The organism is Treponema primitia ZAS-2 (genome assembly GCF_000214375.1).
GTDB classification, from domain to species: Bacteria; Spirochaetota; Spirochaetia; order Treponematales; family Breznakiellaceae; genus Termitinema; species Termitinema primitia.
On the sequence record NC_015578.1, the window covers coordinates 325,051 to 342,849 of the forward strand.

A 17,799-nucleotide genomic window follows, 5' to 3' on the forward strand; every position below is an offset into this window, starting at 1 on the left:
TTTTGCAGATATATTTTTCGGAATATGGAAATTTTCCAATTTTCCGTTAGTATAAAGGAATAGCAGGAGGAATACGCTATGAAACGAATTTTTGCAGGGGCAGCCCTGGCGGTCATTGGGGCCGCTCTTTTACTGACCGGATGTTCCAAGAAAGCCGACAGCGCCGATACGGTAAAGCTGGTGTACTGGTCCATGTGGAATCAAACCGAACCCCAGGCTCAGGCCATTGAAGAGGGGATTCGGGACTTCGAAAAGAAGAACCCCACCATTAAGGTGGAGATCAACTGGAACGGCCGGGAGATACGGAAGACCCTTCAACCCGCTCTGGACAATAACCAGACCATTGATATCTGGGACGAAGACCTGGAACGGGTCATCAAAACCTGGGGCAGCTACTCTTTGAAACTGGACAGCTACCTGGACAAAACCTATCCCACCACGGAAGGCAAGGCTTATAAGGATGCGGTGATGGGTTCCCTGATCGATCTGTCCCGGTTCTACGCTTCCGACGGTGCGGTCTACGCCATTCCCTATCAGCCCTTTGTGTTTGCCTTTATGTACAATAAAGAACATTTCCAAAAGGCGGGAATTGCCTCGACTCCGAAAACCTGGGATGAACTGATAGTGGCCATGGGCAAACTCAAGGCCGCAGGTTTTGTGCCCATGACCATGGATGACGCTTACATGGATACCCTGCCGGGCTACTACCTGGCCCGTGCTAAGGGCTACCAGTGGGTGGAACAACTGGTGAACGATAACACCAATGCTCTCTGGAATGATCCTGCGGTACTGCAAATGGCCAAGGCCTTTGAAGCTATCGCCAAGGCCGGGTATGTCTCCAACACCGTTGCTGCCAACAAGTGGCCTGCGGGTCAGCAGGATGTGGCCGCAGGAACCGTGACCATGTACCTCAACGGGACTTGGCTGGTGAACGAGATCATGGGAACCACTGGGCCGGAATTCCCCTGGGGCACCTTTGCCTTCCCCTCGGTACCTAATGGTGTGGATGACGGGACCGCCGCCAACTACGGCGCTCAGGCCTTCCAGGTTAACAAAAACAGCGCCAACCCTGAAGCGGCCTTTGCCCTGATCGCCCACCTGACCACCGGCGCCTGGGACAAGGAACTGGCCCAGCGTTCCTACGGGGTTCCCGTGGGGGGTACTACCGACTGGCCGGTCCAGCTGGCGGAAGCCAAGGCTATTTTCAATAACCTGAAGATCTGTTACCCCTGGGCTGGGGGTATTCAGGCCAATACAGACAAACTCCCGGTTATTGTGGAAAGCTTTACCCGGCTGCTCGGCGGTACCATTACTGCGGATCAGTTTGTGGCGACTATGAAGAGATAGGACGTTTAATAATTGCAAACGGATCGGGGGACGGTTCGCCGTTCCCCGATTTTGATCCCCTGAAGAGGAACTATGCGAAAAAACAGTACCCTTCCGATGAAGATTATCTTTCTGGGCCCTGCAGTTTTTTGTTATTTGGTGGTTTTCCTGTACCCCACCCTGCGAACCGCCTTTATGAGCTTTTTTAAGGTTGATGCCATCACGGACGCTCTGGCAAAGTGGAGCTTTACAGGCCTGGGGAACTATGCTTCCCTTTTTAAAAGCACACTTTTTATGCGCTCCATGCAAAACATCGCCGGGATTTGGTTTTACGGCGGCCTTTTAGTGTTTGCCCTGGGGCTGCTCTTTGCGGTGATCCTCACTTCCGGGGTGCGGTACAAGGCTTTTTTCCGGGCATTTATTTACCTACCCAACGTTATTTCCGCGGTTGCCATGGGTACCATGTGGATGCAGTATGTCTACAGCCCCCGTTATGGCCTTTTGAAAAATGTTTTTGGCTTTCTTAAACTTGAAAAACTTGCGGCGATCCAATTGACATCGCCGGATTATATATTTGCCGCCCTCCTGGTAGCCTACTGCTTCGGTATGGTGGGCTACTTTATGCTCATCTTTATGGCGGGGATAGAAAAAATACCTGTGGACTATTATGAAGTTGCGGTGATTGAAGGGGCCTCCCGGTGGAAGCAGTTTGTAAAGATCACCATCCCCCTTATGAAAAACGTGCTCAGGACAAATATTGTGCTCTGGACCATCAGCACCGTGGGCTTTTTTGTCTGGTCCATGATCTTCTCCCCCCTGAACCCGGAGCCGGGTACTGTTACCCCTATGGTGTATATGTACCAGATGATCTTTGGGGCAAATATGGTGGTCACTGAAAGGAACGTTGGTATAGGCGCCGCCGTGGGGGTGTTGCTCTCCCTGTTGGTAGTAGTGGTTTTTGCGGCAGCGACCAAACTCATCAGGGATGATGATGTGGAATTCTAGGAGGCCTGTATGTCAAACAAACCTTTAGCCGGCAGAAAAGCCGACTCTACCCTGATTCCCGGTTATGCAGTAGTAGTGCTATGGTGCCTTTTTACGGTGGTAATCATAGGCTGGATAGTGGCTGCTTCTTTTTCCACCACCAAGGCGATCTTTGCGGGGAAGATATTCAGTGACGGCTTCCACCCGGAAAATTACATTAAAGCCCTTATCACCCACAAAGTTGGTGTCTATTTTGTGAATTCCATCATTTATACCCTTACCACCTGTTTTGGGGTTATCCTGGTTTCCGCTCCTGCGGCGTATATTCTGGCCCGCTATGCGTTTAAGGGCAATAAACTTATTCAGAACACCTTTGTTGCTGCACTGGGGATTCCGGCTATCATGATCATCATGCCCCTGTTTGCCCTGATTACCCGGCTTAACCTGACCAATTCCCGGGGATTACTGGTATTCTTGTATATCAGTATCAATATGCCCTTCACGGTCTTTTTTATGATCGCCTTTTTTCAGAATATTTCCTTTTCCTTTGAAGAGGCTGCGTCCATTGACGGCTGTGGGCCTATCAGGACCTTCTGGGTTATCATTCTGCCTCTAGCTCAGCCGGGCATAATAACCGTGACGATCTTTAACTTTATCACCGTATGGAACGAATATTTTATGGCCCTGATCTTTGCCAATAAGACAAATCTGCGCCCGGTGGCAGTGGGGCTTTATTCCATGATCCAGTCCATGCGCTACACCGGGGATTGGGCGGGGATGTTTGCCGCAGTAGTAATAGTGTTTCTGCCCACATTCCTGCTCTACATCTTCCTTTCTGAGAAAATTATTGCCGGGGTTACCAGCGGGGCTATCAAGGGTTGATTATGCCGGGTAAAACTTCTGTCCGCACCGACTGGCTTTTCCTCAAAGGGAGCCCCCGGGGCTTGCTTCCCGGGATGCTTCCCCCGGACCCGGGTCTAGGCGCTCTGGCGAATCCTCAGCCCCTTTTCCGGGACCCTGCCCCAGATTTGCCCGTGGCGGCGGCTTTTGGGTTCCCTGAGGACAAACACGCTACCTTTGGCAGCGAAACTGCGTTCCGCATACTCCCCTATACCCGACAGGATCGCTACAACCGGGAACTGGAGGACCTTGAGCTGCCATCGGTGGTGTTGGAAAACGATTTTCTCAAAGCCGAATTTATCCCCGCCCTGGGCGGCCGGCTCTGGTCCCTGTACGATAAAACCGCTAAGCGGGACATACTCTACCGCAACCCGGTGTTCCGGCCCGCAAACCTTGCTATCCGGGATGCCTGGTTTTCCGGGGGCATCGAATGGAATATAGGCCGCCTGGGACACTCGGTACACACCTGCGCCCCGGTTTTTGCGGGGGTGCTTGAGACCGCCGCTACGGGTGGAGCTCCCTCCTCCGGGCCTGTGTTGCGTATATGGGAATTTGAGCGTCAGACCCGGCTCTTCTGGCGCATTGAATTCACCCTGGCCGATGAGGTCCCGGTGCTTTACGCTGCGGTCTGTGTTGAAAACCCCGACCCGGTGACGAAACCCCTGTACTGGTGGACCAATGCTGCGGTTCCACAAAAACCGGGAGTACGGGTTCTCTCTGCCACCGATGAGGTGATTTACTTTGTTCCCGGCACAGGAAAAATGAAGACCATGGGGGGCGCAAAATTACCTGAACTGCCCACCATGCCCGGAGCCGATACCAGTTATCCTGCAAGGTTTACCTATTCTAACGAATATTTTTTTCAGAACGATCGGACAATTCAAGATAATAGTAATAATGCGGATCAGGCTTATCCCTGGGAAATCGCGGTTTACGAAGATGGCTATGCCTATGCCGAGGCTTCCACGGCGCCCCTGCTGTACCGGAAGATGTTCTGCTGGGGCAGCGGCCCGGGCGGGCGGCGCTGGCAGGATTTTCTTTCCCTGAAGGGTGAGGAGTACTTGGAAGTTCAGGCCGGCCTTGCCCCGACCCAGCTCCATACGGCAGAGATTGCCGGGGACAGTGTTGTTGACTGGGTGCAGGGTTTTACAGCCCTGAACCTGGACCCGGCGGAGGCCCACCAGAAAGACTACGCTGCCGCCGGGGCATACTCCGGGGCACAGCTTGCGGACCGCATCAGCCGGGCGGATTTGGGACAGGCCCTGGAAGCGGCGAGGCGGCGTTGGGAAACGCCGGTATCCTCATGCCTTGCTTTGGGCAGCGGTTGGGGCGCCCTGGAAACGGAACTTCGGCATGCGAGTGGGACGGTGGCGGATTCAGCGCCGTGTATGTCCCAGGGTTTGGTTTTTTCCGGGGCGGTGGAATCTGCGCCGGGCATGTCACAAGGCCTGGGTTTTTCCGGGGCGGTGGATTCAGTACCGGGCATACCACGGGGTTTGAGTTTTCCCGGGGCGTCCATAGGCGAAGATGAGCGGCCCTGGCTGGAACTTATTACCAAAGGCGCCTTGCCTATGCGGCCTGTTGAAGAAGGCCCCGGGGGTTTTGTTGTTGATGAAACTTGGGAAAGGCTTTTAATGAAAAGCCCCGGGCGGGAAGGGGACTGGCTGACCCCCTATCACCTGGGGGTTATCGCCCTTGAACGGGGGGATGCGGCACGGGCACGGGCCTGCTGGGAGGAATCGCTGAAAGGCGCTGAAAACCCCTGGGCTTACCGGAACCTGGGGGTAGTTTTTCTGCGGGAGAATAAGCCTGCGGAAGCCTTGGATCAGTACCGGAAAATATTCAGCCGTTTTGGCGGCGGGGACGCGGTCAGTCTGGATCGTTCCTTTGCGGAGGAATACGTGACCCTGCTCATGGAACAGGGTCTGGATGTGGAAGCCGCCGCTGTGCTGGACGCCTGGGTTTCCGGCGGGGAACCCCGATTTATGGCAGAAGATTCCGGCCCCCTGACCGACGCCTTGGCCAAGCTTGCCTTTGCCCGCAGGGATGATGCGCTGCTGGATACACTGTTTTCCCGGGAACCTGCTCATATACGGGAAGCTAATACAACCCTGATAGACTTATGGATAAGCCGGGAGGCCCGGCGGCTTGGTGAAAGGGAAAATCTTTCCACGGCGGAAGCAGAAGAGCAGATAAAGCGCAGGGTTGCATTGGGGGAATTATCCCCACCCATGGAAATAGATTTCAGGATGTTTACCTGACCCTAATGGTCGTCTCCTGATGGAGTATCGGTCTGCTGACAGAATCATTGTCACCTGGGAAGACGTTGTTTTCTTATCGAAGCCGTTTCCTCATTTTACGTCGGTTTTTCCGGGCTTCTTCCCGCTCTTCAGGGGGAATAATCTTGGGACTGTCTGTTTTGGGAACATTCGGATAGATACGGATCACTTCGTGGCCGGGAAGCTTGCGGGCAATAAAAAACCAGGCAACGGCGATGGCCACCATGCAGAACGAGAAAATCTGGCCGGTAGAAAAACTCAAGGCGGGGTGGGCCTGGGCGGTGGGGAGCGTTGTGGGGATAAACTGAATGCGGTAACCTAGATCTGAATCAGGCTCCCGGAAGTATTCGATGAAAAATCGGAAGATGCCGTAGCCCCCCAGGTAGAGGCTGACTAAAAAGCCCTTAAAGGGTTTACGGTTCCGCCAAATCCAGATGATCGCCCAGAGGATCAGCCCCTCAAAGAAGGCTTCAAAGAGCTGGGAGGGGTAACGGGGCAGGTTCAGCAGCGCAGTCTGGCTGGGTATGGCAATGCCGGTCTTTTCCGCCGCCTCCCTGACCCAGCTTTCCTTGGCGGAAAGGAGCTGGGCGTGGGGGAAGATCATCCCAAAGGGGCCGGTGGTCACCCTGCCATAGAGTTCGCCGTTGATAAAATTACCCAAGCGGCCAAAGGTATAGCCTAGGGGAATACTTGCGGCGTGCATATCAATGATTTCCCGAAAGTCCCAACGTTTTATTGCAGCGTAGATGATTGTCGCCAGGGCGCCCCCTATGACCCCGCCATGGTAACTCATGCCTTGGAGCCCGGTAAAGCGGCCGTTCTGAAAGGGCCAGAACACCAACCAGGGCTGGCGCCGGTAAATGTCCCGGGTTTCATACACCATGGTAGAAAAAATTCGTGCCCCCAGGAGCAGGGCCAGGATACCCCAGAAGTAGATACCCGAAAGCTCATCTTCGCTCATGGGAAAATTCCGCTCCCGCACCTGTTTGCGGTACAGCAGAAAGGCAATGCCAAAGGCTACGATATACATCAGGCCGTACCAACGGAAGGGGAAACCGGGGATTATTTCCGGGGTGAGCCAGGGGGGAAATTGTACCGCCAAAGGGTTTAGGTTCATTAACAAGGGTTTTCCTTTATACCGGATTTTCTTACTATACCTTAGAGTGTCATAGGAAAATAGTCAATTATGTCCGAAGTCTCTTCCGCCTGATGCGGGGGTAAAAGGGCCTGGTTGTGACAGAGCGGCTTTTTTGAAAAATTGTATTGATACTTGACTAGGAGCATAAAACATTATTAAACTTAGATTAATAGTTCGATTGATGAATTCGGGAGAGAATGGAAGCGCATGGTGCGTTTTCGTCGCCGAAGGGGCAAACGCACAAAACTCTCAGGCAAATGTACCGAATTTTGACGACACTCCGAAAAAGCCGTGATGATTGAAACACGGCGCCGAAGGGGCAACTCTCTGTTTAGCGGGGAAGAATCTCTCAGGTTGTAGACGGAGAGCATTCCTGAACAGCGGCTGTCTTACCATTAGACAGCTTGTTTATGTTCAGGAAACACTCGTTTATATACCTGTAGGAGGCCCCGATTTGGAAAAGAAAACACCCCTTTATCAATGGCACGAATCTCATGGCGGAAGAATAGTCCCCTTTGCGGGGTACCTGCTCCCTGTGCAGTATGAATCCGGCGTTATCGCCGAACACAACGCGGTCCGCGAAAAGGCCGGCCTTTTTGACGTTTCCCACATGGGGGAATTTGTCATCCAGGGAAAGGCTGCCCTTGCCAATCTTCAGCGCATTTTAACTAACGACTTTACCAACATGACCATAGGCCGGGTCCGGTACACCCTGATGTGCAATGACGGGGGAACCATCATCGACGATCTGGTGGTGTGTAAAATGGAAGAGGGCCGCTATTTTCTGGTGGTCAATGCGTCGAACCGCGAGAAGGATGCGGACTGGATCAAGGCACACCTGAGCGGGGACGTCACCTTTGATGATGTTTCCGATACCTATGCCCAGATTGCTCTGCAGGGGCCCGCTTCTCCGGGCATACTGGCGTCCCTTTCCAACACTATTCCTGCGAAGTACTACACCCTGATCGAGCAGGGGACGGTAGCCGGTATAGACTGTATTGTTTCCCGGACCGGGTACACCGGTGAGACAGGTTTTGAGTTTTACTGTAAGAGTGCCGATGCAGAGCGGCTCTGGGAAAAACTCCTCGAAGCAGGGAAGGGCGCAGGGCTGATTCCCTGCGGGCTTGGGGCCAGGGATACCCTGCGGCTTGAGGCGGCCATGCCCCTCTACGGCCACGAGATGAGTGATACGGTGAATCCCTTTGAGGCAAATCTTTCCTCTGCGGTTAAAATGGACAAACCTGATTTTATCGGGAAGGCAAGTCTGACTGGAAAGGAAAAACCTTCCCGAATTCGGGTGGGGCTGCGTATCACCGGGCGGGGCATAGCCAGGGAACATTTCCCGGTATTTGCCGGGGGCAAGCCTGTGGGGCAAACCAGTTCGGGTACCTTCTGTCCCTGGCTGAAGCAGGCCTTTGCCATGGCCCTGGTGGACTCCGCAATCGCCCAAGTGGGAACCCCCTGCGAGGTTGATGTGCGGGGTAAAAAAGTTGAAGCTGAAATTTGCGCTCTTCCGTTTTATACGAAGGGACAAAAATAAAATTAGTTATATGGAGGAATTGAAATGAATTTTCCGGCTACTCTCAAGTACACAAAATCCCACGAGTGGGTAAAGGTTCTGGAAGGTGGACTTGTCGAAATCGGCCTGACCGATTATGCGCAGAAAGAGTTGGGGGACATTGTGTTCATCAACCTGCCCCAGCCCGGTGACAGCATTAGTGCGGGAGTCTCCTTTGCAGACATCGAATCAGTAAAGGCGGTCTCGGATATTTTTAGTCCCCTCACGGGAACCGTAAAAGAAATCAACAGCGCCATTCAGGACAGCCCCGAATCTATCAACAAGGCGCCCTACGAAGCATGGCTCATCCGCGCAGAAGGTGAAATTCCCCAGGGGGAACTGATCAGCGCCGAGGAATATCAGGCGCTTTTGTCTTAAAGGAGTTCTTATGGGTTCATATATACCGCATACCGAAGATGACCGCCAGGGAATGTTGACGGCCATGGGCCGGAAATCAATAGATGAGCTGTTTGCGGCGGTTCCGAAAAACGTCATGGTCAAAGAACTGAATCTGCCGCCGGGCATGGCTGAGCTTGAGGTGTCCCGCAAGCTGGGTGCCCTGGCGCAGGAAAACAAAGTGTTTCCGACAATTTTCCGTGGCGCCGGGGCTTATCGGCACTATATCCCTGCGGCGGTCAAGCGGATTACCGCCAACGAAACCTTTATTACCGCCTACACTCCCTATCAGGCGGAGATAAGCCAGGGTATACTGCAATCGATCTTTGAGTACCAGACCATGATCTGCGAGTTGACCGGCATGGATGTTTCCAACGCCTCGGTCTATGATGGCGCAAGCGCCGCCGCCGAGGCGGTGAACATGTGCCGGGACCGGGAAAAGCAGCATATCTACGTTTCAGAATCCGCCCATCCCCAGGTTATCGAAACCATACGCAGTTATTGTGAAGGCTATGGTGTTCCCGTAACCCTGGTGCCCGCAGGCAAGGACGGCAGGACCGATACGGCAGCTCTGGAAAAACTGATCAACACAAAAACTACGGATAAAAACAGCAAGCCGCTTCAAAGCGCCGCGTGTCTTTACCTTCAGACCCCGAATTTTTCCGGTCTGATAGAAGACACCGCCAAAATAGCGGAAACGGTTCATGCCGCAGGCGCCCTGCTTGTGACTGGGGTGAACCCCATTTCCCTGGGACTGCTGGAAAGCCCCGGCGCCCTGGGCGCAGACATTGCGGTGGGCGAAGGCCAGCCCCTGGGCTTGCCCCTGGCTTTCGGCGGCCCCTACCTGGGCTTCATGGCCTGCAAAAGCGCCCTGATGCGGAAGCTTCCCGGCAGAATCGTTGGCGAGACCACGGATGCCAAAGGAGAGCGGGCTTTTGTGCTCACCCTGCAGGCCCGGGAGCAGCATATACGGCGGGAAAAGGCGTCGAGCAACGTCTGTTCCAACGAGGCCCACTGCGCTCTGACTGCGGCGGTCTACCTGTCCGTGCTGGGTGAGGAGGGCTTCACCGAAGTCGCCCGCCAATGTCACTCAAAAGCGGTCTACGCTGCAAAGCTCCTTTCCGCGCTTCCGGGCTTTTCTCTGGTGTATACCGGCGAATTCTTCAACGAATTTGTTACCAAGTGCCCGGATGCGAAAAAAGTTTTGGCGGTTCTTGAAAAGCATGGCATACTTGGCGGCTATCCTCTTTCGAATGAAATCACCCTTTGGTGTTTCACCGAACTCAACACAAAAGAAGAAATCGATGAACTGGTCCGTATCCTCAAGGAGGAAGTATTGTGAAACTGATATTTGAAAAGGGCAAAAAAGGCCGGGGCTGTTCCATACTCCCCCCATCTGACGTACCGGAAGCCAAGCTTGTTTCTTCCCCGGTCAGAAAAATTCCCGCTAAGCTCCCCAGTTTGGACGAAAACGAAATTTCCCGGCACTATAGTGCCCTGGCAAAACGGGCCTTTGGGGTGAACGACGGCTTCTATCCCCTGGGCTCTTGTACCATGAAGTACAACCCTAAGCTCAACGAGGAGATCGCCGGCCTTTCGGGGTTCCGGGATATCCATCCCCTGCAGCCCGCCCATACTGTGCAGGGCTGCCTCAAGCTGCTGGATACCTGCGCAGCTTATCTGCGGGAAATTACCGGCATGGACGCCATGAACTTCCAGCCCGCAGCCGGAGCCCACGGGGAACTGACCGGGCTGCTTCTCTTCAAGGCCTACCACCGGAGCCGTTCCGATGTGGCGCGCACTAAAATTATTGTGCCCGATAGCGCTCACGGCACTAACCCTGCCAGCGCCGCCATGGCTGGTTTCCAAGTGGTGAACATCCCCTCCGGGAAGGACGGCTGCGTTGATCTGGCCGCTCTTAAAGCTGCGGTGGGGCCGGACACAGCGGGGCTCATGCTCACCAATCCTAACACTGTGGGCATCTTCGATCCTAACATTCTCGAGATTACTGAGATCGTCCACAAAGCCGGAGGGCTTAATTACTATGACGGCGCCAACCTCAACGCCATCATGGGGATAGTCCGGCCCGGGGACATGGGCTTTGACGCGGTGCACCTCAACCTGCACAAATCCTTTTCCACCCCCCACGGTGGCGGTGGACCGGGGTGCGGCGCGGTGGGCTGTAAAAAGCTACTGGCCCCCTTCCTGCCCCTGTCAGGAACCGGCCTTGACGGCGGTGCAGCAAATCAGCCGCAAAGCATAGGCAGGGTGCGGGCCTTCTACGGCAACTTCCTGATTGTGGTACGGGCCACCGCCTACCTCCTTACCCTGGGTAAGGAAACTGTGCCCGAAATAGCCCGGAACGCGGTGCTCAACGCCAACTACCTGATGGAGCTGATCAATAAAAAGTACCCCGCAGCCTATGCCGGGCCCTGTATGCACGAATTTGTAATTTCCCTGGATGAGCTGAAAAACACTAAGGGTGTTTCCGCCCTGGACTTTGCCAAGGCGCTGCAGGATAGGGGTATGCATCCGCCTACCATATATTTCCCACTGATTGTGCACGAGGCGTTGATGGTGGAGCCCACAGAAACAGAATCACGGGAAACCCTGGATGCAGCGGCGGAAGCTTTTTTTGCCCTCTTTGCACAAGCGCAAAGTGCGCCGGAAAGTTTCCACGCAGCTCCACTGTCTACGGTTATCGGCCGCCCGGACGACGTAAAAGCCGCCCGCCAGCCGGTTCTTCGCTTTAACTACACCCAGGCAAGCTGAAGGGGGGCATATGGTACGGCAGACCTTTGTTTTTCTCACAGGCAGGACAAATCCTTACCGTAACATAGCCCTTGAAGCTTTGCTGCTGGAAAAGGTTCCCCAGGAAAGCTGCATCCTGTACCTTTGGCAGAACCGGCGCACGGTGGTCATAGGGCGGAACCAGAACGCCTGGAAAGAATGCCGGGTCCAGGAATTGGAAGCCTCAGGGGGCTACCTGGCCCGGCGCCTTTCCGGGGGTGGGGCGGTTTTCCACGACTTGGGAAATCTCAACTTTACGTTTCTTGTTCCCCAGGCGGAATACAGCCTGGATACCCAGACCGATGTGATCCTCCGGGCCGTTCAAAGGCTCGGAATAAACGCAGTAAAAACCGGCCGCAACGATATTGAGACCGATGGCCGCAAATTTTCCGGGAACGCCTACTACCGTTCCGGGAAAAACGCCTATCACCACGGCACCCTGCTGGTCAACGCCGACAAGGAAGCTGCGGCCCGTTACCTTTCGGTGTCCCAGGACAAGATCCGCTCCAAAGGGGTGGAATCGGTTAAGAGCCGTATTGTCAACCTGGCGGAATGTAATCCGGCTATTAGTATTACTGCGCTCATCGAAAGCCTCCGGGCGGCCTTTGATGAAGTATATGGAATTAAAGCCCGGGAATTGAGGTTGGAGAATATTTTTACGGAATTTTTCGGGGCTGGTAAAGATCGCTTGGCAGAACTGGAAGCGCAGTTTGCCGATCCCACCTGGAAGTACGGCAAGAACCCGCCCTTTACCTTTGAAACAGCATCGCGTTTTATTTGGGGAGGGGTAGAGATAGGGCTTGATGTCCATTATAATACCATTCGGGAGGCCCGTATTTTCTCTGACGCCATGGACGGCGATTTTATTCCGGAACTTGCGGACTTGATGAAAGGAACTCCCTTTAACCGGGAGGCATTAAGCGGCAAAATTGCCGCTGCTTACAAGGATGACCCGCTTCGCCGGGAATATGCTACAGATATTATTAAGCTGATTTTTGATGAATCTGAAAAAATCGGGTAATTAGAAGAACAGGAACGTGTAAATGGAAAAATTTGATCTGATTATAATCGGCACCGGCCCTGCGGGGGCCGGTGCGGCTTTTAAGGCCCGTTCACTGGGCCTCAGCGTGTGCCTGGTTGAAAAGGGCGATACCGGCGGGACCTGCCTTAATCGGGGCTGTATCCCCACAAAAACCCTGCTTCATGCGGCAGATCTGATCCGGGAAGAGCGGGAAGGTGAACGCTACGGTGTTTTTGCCGGGGACATACGGTTTGATTTTGGGAAACTTATCGAATGGAAAAACACTGTGGTAGATTCACTGCGAAAGAATCAGAGCGTGGCCTTGGTAAAAGCCGGGGTGATTATGGAAACCGGGACGGCCCGGGTCGAAGGGCCGGGAAAGGTTTCTGTTACCGGCGAAGACGGCGTAAAGAGCCTTGAAGCGGCGGCTATTTTGGTTGCGGCGGGGACTGCTCCGGCGATGGTTCCCATTCCGGGGCACGAACTGCCCGGGGTGTGCACCAGCGATGCCTTCCTCACCGGAGAGGGGCTTTTCCCCAAGCGGCTGGCTATCATAGGCGGCGGTGTTATCGGCGTGGAATTCGCAGCGGCTTACAACGCCTTTGGGAGCGAGGTTACCATTATTGAAGCCCTGCCCTCTCTGCTGGCCAACATGGACCGGGAGATAGGGCAGACCCTGGCCCTTCAGTTTAAAAAGAGGGGCGTCGGGATTCATACCGGGGTCCGGGTTGAAAAAATCGAGCAGGGGAAAGGACAGCCGGGAGAGTTGGCAGTGATAGTGTCCAGGGAAGGCGGGGAAAATACCGTTGTGAGCGCAGATATTGTGCTTTTGGCAGCGGGCCGGAAACCGGACGTCGCTTCCCTTTTTGCAGCTGACAGTATTCCTGCGCTTAGTCCGAGAGGCTTTATACAGGCCGATGCAACCATGAAAAGTTCCATTTCCGGTGTTTATGTTGCAGGAGACCTTTCGGGCGGTATCCAGCTCGCCCACGCGGCGGCGGCGGAAGGGGAGTATGCGGCGGCTTGTATCGCCGAGGCGCTGGAGGGCGGCGACAGGGCGAATGGCGGGAAAGATAGCGGCGGCAGTGTAGGCAGCGGGAAAGATGGCGGCGGGAAAGCCAGCAGCGGGAAGGATACTGGTAATAAAGAGGCCGGCCGGGCAAGGGTAATCCCCGCCTGCGTGTATACGGTTCCCGAAATTGCCTGTGCGGGACTTAGCGCCGCTGAGGCAAAGGACCGGGGTATTCCGGCGGTCACCGGGAAGGGTGTGTTCGGCGCCAATGGCAGGGCGTTTCTGGAAAACCAGGAGCGGGGCTTCATCAAGCTGGTATTCCATGCCGAAACCCAGGCCCTCATTGGGGCGCAGTTTTTGTGTAACCATGCTACCGAAATAATTCCCTGGGCAGTCCAGTGTATAGAGGACGGCCTGGGGCTAGAGCAAATACGACGGATCGTATTTCCCCATCCTTCCTACGGCGAAACCATAGCCCAGGCGGTGAACGATGCGGTGACCCGGGGAGGTCTGTAACAGAGATAATGAATCCCGGATTATGCTGAACCGGGGTCATAATATTTTTCAAGGAGGCTTATTATGGACAGGTATTTAGATGTGGCGAATTCACCGGTTATGTTTCTGATTGTACTCATACCGGTTGTTTTTGTACTGGCCCAGGCTCTTGTTTATATCCATTTGGGTGCAAAACGGATACAGGAACTTGGTATGGAGAAAGGCACTGTGCGCAAGGTTATTGTCAATAGTGCTATCTTTTCTGTTGTTCCGTCCCTGCCTATTGTCATAACCCTTGCCGCATTGATACTGGTGCTGGGGAAATATGTGCCCTGGCTCAGGCTTTCGGTTATCGGTTCGGCAATGTATGAAAGTATGTGTGCGGATATGACTATCAAAGCCTACGGTTATACCGGCCTTGGTGACACCAGCATCAGTACCACGGTGTTTGCCAGTGTTGTGTGGGTCATGTGCGGCGCTGCCGTTGTATGGCCTCTGACCAATGTTATCGGTCTGCGCTTTTATGACAAACGTATAAAGGCCCTTCAAAAGACCAGCGAATTTATTCGTCCCGCCACCACGGCGATGTTTATCGGCCTTATGGCGATTATGGGGGTGCCCCGTTTCTTAAATTACAAAAGCCCCGCCGGTCGGCTCGGCATTGTTGTGTGTAGTGTTTCAGCTATAGCTGTGCTGCTTATTGAATACATCGCAAAAAAACTGAAGGTCAAAACATTGTCTGATTTTGCCTTTCCCCTCGCAATGGTACTGGGCATGGTCGCGGCTGTAATAGCCGGTAACGCATAAACAAGGAGTGTGACATGAAAAGTTCAGAAATCTTTACCACCTATGATAAGAACGTACATCGGTTCGGCATAATTTCCACGATTATTATTATTCTAACCTTTGTGGCGGTTCCCCTTGGCATACAGATAGCCTTTGGGGTGAGCATCGACGTCCAGAAGATGCTTATTACCCTGCTTGCGGCGCTTGCGGTGTTCGGCCCCATTGCGGTTTGCGAATTTGTCTCCTATGCGCCCATCATCGGCGCCGGCGGTCAGTACCTTGATTTTATCACAGGCAACATGATGAACATGAAGGTGCCTGCCGCAAAAAACGCGCAGAAAATCTGTAATATTGATGCGGGAACCCCCGAAGCCGATGCGGTCGCAACCATTGCGATTGGGGTTTCATCAATCGTAACAACCGTGATATTGTTTATAGGAATGTTGCTTATCGGACAGATCGCCCCATTCCTGCAGAAGCCGGCATTCAAGCCCGCTTTTGATAATATCATGCCCGCCATTTTTGCTCCTTTGGCCATACCGGCCATTGTGAAAAGTTTTAAGATCGCTTCAGCGCCGGTTATCCTGACCATTGCTGGCACTCTCATTTTCGGGTATGCGGCTGTTGCCGCAAAACAGAGTTATCTACTCCCGGTGGCCCTTGTTCTGTCGGTCCTCTGGGCTTACTTCCTGTATAAGCGCGGGGCAATCAAATGAACGAAACCATTAAAAAGTGGTTTGATTCCCATGCGGCGGATGTGATAAAGCTTTCGGACAGTTTATGGGATCATCCTGAAACAGCCATGAATGAACAGCATAGCTGTGCGGAAACTACGGAGTTTATGCGCAGCCAGGGCTTCACAGTAAAGGCTTTTAACCTGCTTAGCGGGAAGCCGGAGGAAGCAAACTGTTTAATCGCAACCTATGGGAGCGGGAAACCGGTAATCGGCATCCTGGGCGAATTTGACGCCCTTCCCAACCTTGGCCAGGACAGGGTAACAACCCGCACTCCCAAGGAAAGCCCCGGTCACGGCTGCGGGCATAACCTTATGGCCTCAGGGTGCGCGGGTGCAGCATCGGCGTTGAAACTTGCTATGGAAACAGAAAAACTGTCCGGTACCCTGATTTACTACGGCTGTCCGGCGGAAGAAACCCTGGAGGGCAAGGTACATATGTCCAAACAGGGTCTGTTTGACAAACTGGATATCTGTCTTGCCTGGCACCCCGGCCCCGTTGCTCTGAGTGTTCTTGAAAACAGTATGCAGTCAAGCACGGCTCTGAAATTCAACTTCCGTGGGAAAACCGCCCATGCCGCCGTAAACCCGGATCAGGGCAGAAGCGCCCTGGACGCAGCGGAACTGATGAACGTTGGTATACAGTATCTACGGGAGCATGTCAGCTCCGATGTGCGTATACACTATATCTACACCCATGGCGGGGTTGCTCCGAACGTAGTGCCTGATTATGCCCAGCTTTACTACTATGTACGCGCCCAAAGCCGTTCTATGAACGACGAGGTGCTAAAGCGGGTAATTGATGTTTCCGAAGGGGCCGCCAAGATGACCGGCACCAGCACGGATTATGAACTTCTGGCGGGCTGCTATGATGTTTTTATCAACCACCGGCTGAACAAGCTCTGTCAGGAAGCGCTTCTGAAAATTCCACCCATAGAATATTCAGACGAGAATAAAAAGTTTGCCGCCGAAGTCTACCGAAACGCCACGGGTAAGGAACCTGTAACGGAACTGCTTGATACCGCAGTTCCCCCGCTGACAGGGATTGTAAGGCCCATGACTGGTTCTAGTGATGTGGGGGATGTGACGCACATTCTGCCGACCACCCAGTTTATGGGCGCCGGTATGATTGGGGGCCTGCCCTTCCACCATTGGGCGGTTACCGCCTGTACCGGCACTGAAATCGGCCATAAGGCTGAATTGCAGGCGGGAAAGGCATTGGCCCAGGCCGGGTATGACGCATTTAAGAACCCTGCGGCCATTGAAGAGGCATGGGAAGAATTCCGCAATGCCAGAAAAGCTATGGACGCGTATAAACCGGTCCTGCCCTGATTTTTGTTAAGGGAAGTAATTCGAAAGATTACTTCCCTTGTTTTTTAAATATAAAATCGTCAAAATTTGTGTGAATCCATACTTTATCTGAAAAAGGAATTATGAGGCAAATTTTAATAAACTTAATTCCATTATTTATCGGAATTTCTCTAGCCATTTCTATGGGTTTAACCAGATGGGCCGGTTTTTTCTTTGTGTTTATACCCATTGGATTAAGTATATCAATAGGATTATTCATAGATTCAAATAATAAAATAAAAAATAAAGGACTCGGAAGAAAAATTGGTCTTTCATTAGTTGCATTGGATTTATTGATATTTCTTGGAATAATGCAACATGAAAATTTACAGATAGAAGAGACAGTGTTTTATTTTGCATATTTTATAAACACCGGATTATTTACAAGGGTTTTAGTACATTATGCTATTGCAAAAGTATTTGGCCCATTGATTTGGGGTAGGGGTTATTGTGGCTGGGGTTGTTATACAGCCGCGTTGCTCGAATGGTTACCAATAAAAGAGAATAAAACTATACCTAAAAAATATACATACATAAGGATAGTTGTTTTAATATTGTCATTATTAATCCCATTTATTTTCATAAAAAATGGTTATGATTATGTTAATAGGCATATTTTTTCTCCACTTTCTTCATCAGAATCATTACCATTTCAACCGTATAAAGTAGATCAATTTATATGGTTTCTTGCAGGAAATATAGTGTATTATATTATTGGAATAATGCTTGCAATAATATTTAAGAAAAAACGTGCATTTTGTAAAATTTGGTGTCCTGTTGCTTTGGTAATGAAACTTCAATCACGTATTTCGTTAATTAAAATAGCTCCAAGTGGAAATAAGTGTATAGAATGTGGAAACTGTAATGAAAAATGCCCAATGGACATTGATGTAAGAAATTATATTAAAAACGGGAAAAAAATTTTATCTTCAGAATGTATTTTGTGTGGTACTTGTGTAAATATCTGTCCTGCAAAAGCTATTAAATAATAAACACGTTTACTGTATGTGCCCTGCTATCCGCATCGGAAT

At 52.4% G+C, this 17,799-nt stretch carries 15 protein-coding genes and 2 riboswitches; of the genes, 14 read left to right on the forward strand and 1 reads right to left on the reverse strand.

The annotated features are described in order from the left end of the window. The first annotated feature begins 78 nt into the window (after positions 1-78). The 4 genes from TREPR_RS01420 (at position 79) to TREPR_RS17750 (ending at position 5,471) form a co-directional block, all read left to right on the forward strand. The gene (locus tag TREPR_RS01420) at positions 79-1,347 is read left to right on the forward strand and encodes an ABC transporter substrate-binding protein (RefSeq protein WP_015706494.1); all 1,269 of its coding nucleotides are present in this window, start codon (positions 79-81) and stop codon (positions 1,345-1,347) included. A 72-nt stretch (positions 1,348-1,419) separates the two neighbouring features. Continuing rightward, positions 1,420-2,331, forward strand: coding sequence for a carbohydrate ABC transporter permease (locus TREPR_RS01425; protein WP_015706495.1), 912 nt, complete (start codon positions 1,420-1,422; stop codon positions 2,329-2,331). A gap of 9 nt (positions 2,332-2,340) precedes the next feature. After that, entirely contained in the window at positions 2,341-3,192 is an 852-nt protein-coding gene (locus TREPR_RS01430; protein WP_015706496.1) for a carbohydrate ABC transporter permease, read from the forward strand. Positions 3,193-3,194: 2 nt separating this feature from the next. Continuing rightward, positions 3,195-5,471, forward strand: coding sequence for a DUF5107 domain-containing protein (locus TREPR_RS17750; protein WP_015706497.1), 2,277 nt, complete (start codon positions 3,195-3,197; stop codon positions 5,469-5,471). A gap of 73 nt (positions 5,472-5,544) precedes the next feature. Here TREPR_RS17750 and lgt read toward each other — a convergent pair whose 3' ends face one another. Beyond that, positions 5,545-6,606, reverse strand: a complete 1,062-nt coding sequence (gene lgt, locus TREPR_RS01440; protein WP_015706498.1) for a prolipoprotein diacylglyceryl transferase — start codon at positions 6,604-6,606, stop codon at positions 5,545-5,547. 199 nt (positions 6,607-6,805) lie between these two features. Further along, positions 6,806-6,902: riboswitch (glycine riboswitch) on the forward strand. A gap of 1 nt (position 6,903) precedes the next feature. Continuing rightward, positions 6,904-6,995: riboswitch (glycine riboswitch) on the forward strand. Between the two features lie 86 nt (positions 6,996-7,081). On the opposite strand from lgt, the gene gcvT reads away from it, so the two are divergent. The 10 genes from gcvT to TREPR_RS01490 all read left to right on the forward strand — a co-directional run bounded on the left by gcvT (position 7,082) and on the right by TREPR_RS01490 (position 17,757). Continuing rightward, entirely contained in the window at positions 7,082-8,167 is a 1,086-nt protein-coding gene (gene gcvT, locus TREPR_RS01445; RefSeq protein WP_015706499.1) for a glycine cleavage system aminomethyltransferase GcvT, read from the forward strand. A gap of 24 nt (positions 8,168-8,191) precedes the next feature. Further along, entirely contained in the window at positions 8,192-8,563 is a 372-nt protein-coding gene (gene gcvH, locus TREPR_RS01450) for a glycine cleavage system protein GcvH (RefSeq protein ID WP_015706500.1), read from the forward strand. 10 nt (positions 8,564-8,573) lie between these two features. After that, positions 8,574-9,923: an aminomethyl-transferring glycine dehydrogenase subunit GcvPA gene (gene gcvPA / locus TREPR_RS01455; protein WP_015706501.1), complete on the forward strand. Its 1,350-nt coding sequence runs from the start codon at positions 8,574-8,576 to the stop codon at positions 9,921-9,923. After that, entirely contained in the window at positions 9,917-11,353 is a 1,437-nt protein-coding gene (gcvPB, locus tag TREPR_RS01460) for an aminomethyl-transferring glycine dehydrogenase subunit GcvPB (RefSeq protein ID WP_201765770.1), read from the forward strand. Before gcvPA ends, gcvPB begins: the two co-directional genes overlap by 7 nt. Positions 11,354-11,363: 10 nt before the next feature. Next, positions 11,364-12,392 carry a lipoate--protein ligase gene (gene lplA / locus TREPR_RS01465; protein ID WP_015706503.1) on the forward strand — a complete coding sequence of 343 codons (1,029 nt, stop codon included), beginning with the start codon at positions 11,364-11,366 and terminating at the stop codon, positions 12,390-12,392. Positions 12,393-12,414: 22 nt separating this feature from the next. After that, entirely contained in the window at positions 12,415-13,920 is a 1,506-nt protein-coding gene (locus TREPR_RS01470; RefSeq protein ID WP_015706504.1) for a dihydrolipoyl dehydrogenase family protein, read from the forward strand. 63 nt (positions 13,921-13,983) lie between these two features. After that, the gene (locus TREPR_RS01475; protein ID WP_015706505.1) at positions 13,984-14,706 is read left to right on the forward strand and encodes a DUF5058 family protein; all 723 of its coding nucleotides are present in this window, start codon (positions 13,984-13,986) and stop codon (positions 14,704-14,706) included. Positions 14,707-14,720: 14 nt separating this feature from the next. Continuing rightward, positions 14,721-15,401, forward strand: a complete 681-nt coding sequence (locus tag TREPR_RS01480; protein WP_015706506.1) for a hypothetical protein — start codon at positions 14,721-14,723, stop codon at positions 15,399-15,401. Next, positions 15,398-16,750 (forward strand): amidohydrolase, encoded by a 1,353-nt coding sequence (locus TREPR_RS01485; RefSeq protein ID WP_015706507.1) that lies wholly within the window; start codon positions 15,398-15,400, stop codon positions 16,748-16,750. The genes TREPR_RS01480 and TREPR_RS01485 overlap by 4 nt, the downstream gene beginning before the upstream one ends. A gap of 101 nt (positions 16,751-16,851) precedes the next feature. Further along, positions 16,852-17,757, forward strand: a complete 906-nt coding sequence (locus TREPR_RS01490) for a 4Fe-4S binding protein (RefSeq protein WP_148257210.1) — start codon at positions 16,852-16,854, stop codon at positions 17,755-17,757. Positions 17,758-17,799: the final 42 nt, after the last annotated feature.

Coding starts and splice junctions, on each gene's coding strand:
- TREPR_RS01490 (WP_148257210.1), top strand. CDS start 16,852: ATGAGGCAAATTTTAATAAACTTAATTCCATTATTTATCGGAATTTCT.
- TREPR_RS01430 (WP_015706496.1), top strand. CDS start 2,341: ATGTCAAACAAACCTTTAGCCGGCAGAAAAGCCGACTCTACCCTGATT.
- gcvPA (WP_015706501.1), top strand. CDS start 8,574: ATGGGTTCATATATACCGCATACCGAAGATGACCGCCAGGGAATGTTG.
- TREPR_RS01470 (WP_015706504.1), top strand. CDS start 12,415: ATGGAAAAATTTGATCTGATTATAATCGGCACCGGCCCTGCGGGGGCC.
- TREPR_RS01475 (WP_015706505.1), top strand. CDS start 13,984: ATGGACAGGTATTTAGATGTGGCGAATTCACCGGTTATGTTTCTGATT.
- TREPR_RS01480 (WP_015706506.1), top strand. CDS start 14,721: ATGAAAAGTTCAGAAATCTTTACCACCTATGATAAGAACGTACATCGG.
- TREPR_RS01485 (WP_015706507.1), top strand. CDS start 15,398: ATGAACGAAACCATTAAAAAGTGGTTTGATTCCCATGCGGCGGATGTG.
- TREPR_RS17750 (WP_015706497.1), top strand. CDS start 3,195: ATGCCGGGTAAAACTTCTGTCCGCACCGACTGGCTTTTCCTCAAAGGG.
- gcvH (WP_015706500.1), top strand. CDS start 8,192: ATGAATTTTCCGGCTACTCTCAAGTACACAAAATCCCACGAGTGGGTA.
- lplA (WP_015706503.1), top strand. CDS start 11,364: ATGGTACGGCAGACCTTTGTTTTTCTCACAGGCAGGACAAATCCTTAC.
- TREPR_RS01425 (WP_015706495.1), top strand. CDS start 1,420: ATGCGAAAAAACAGTACCCTTCCGATGAAGATTATCTTTCTGGGCCCT.
- TREPR_RS01420 (WP_015706494.1), top strand. CDS start 79: ATGAAACGAATTTTTGCAGGGGCAGCCCTGGCGGTCATTGGGGCCGCT.
- lgt (WP_015706498.1), bottom strand. CDS start 6,606: ATGAACCTAAACCCTTTGGCGGTACAATTTCCCCCCTGGCTCACCCCG.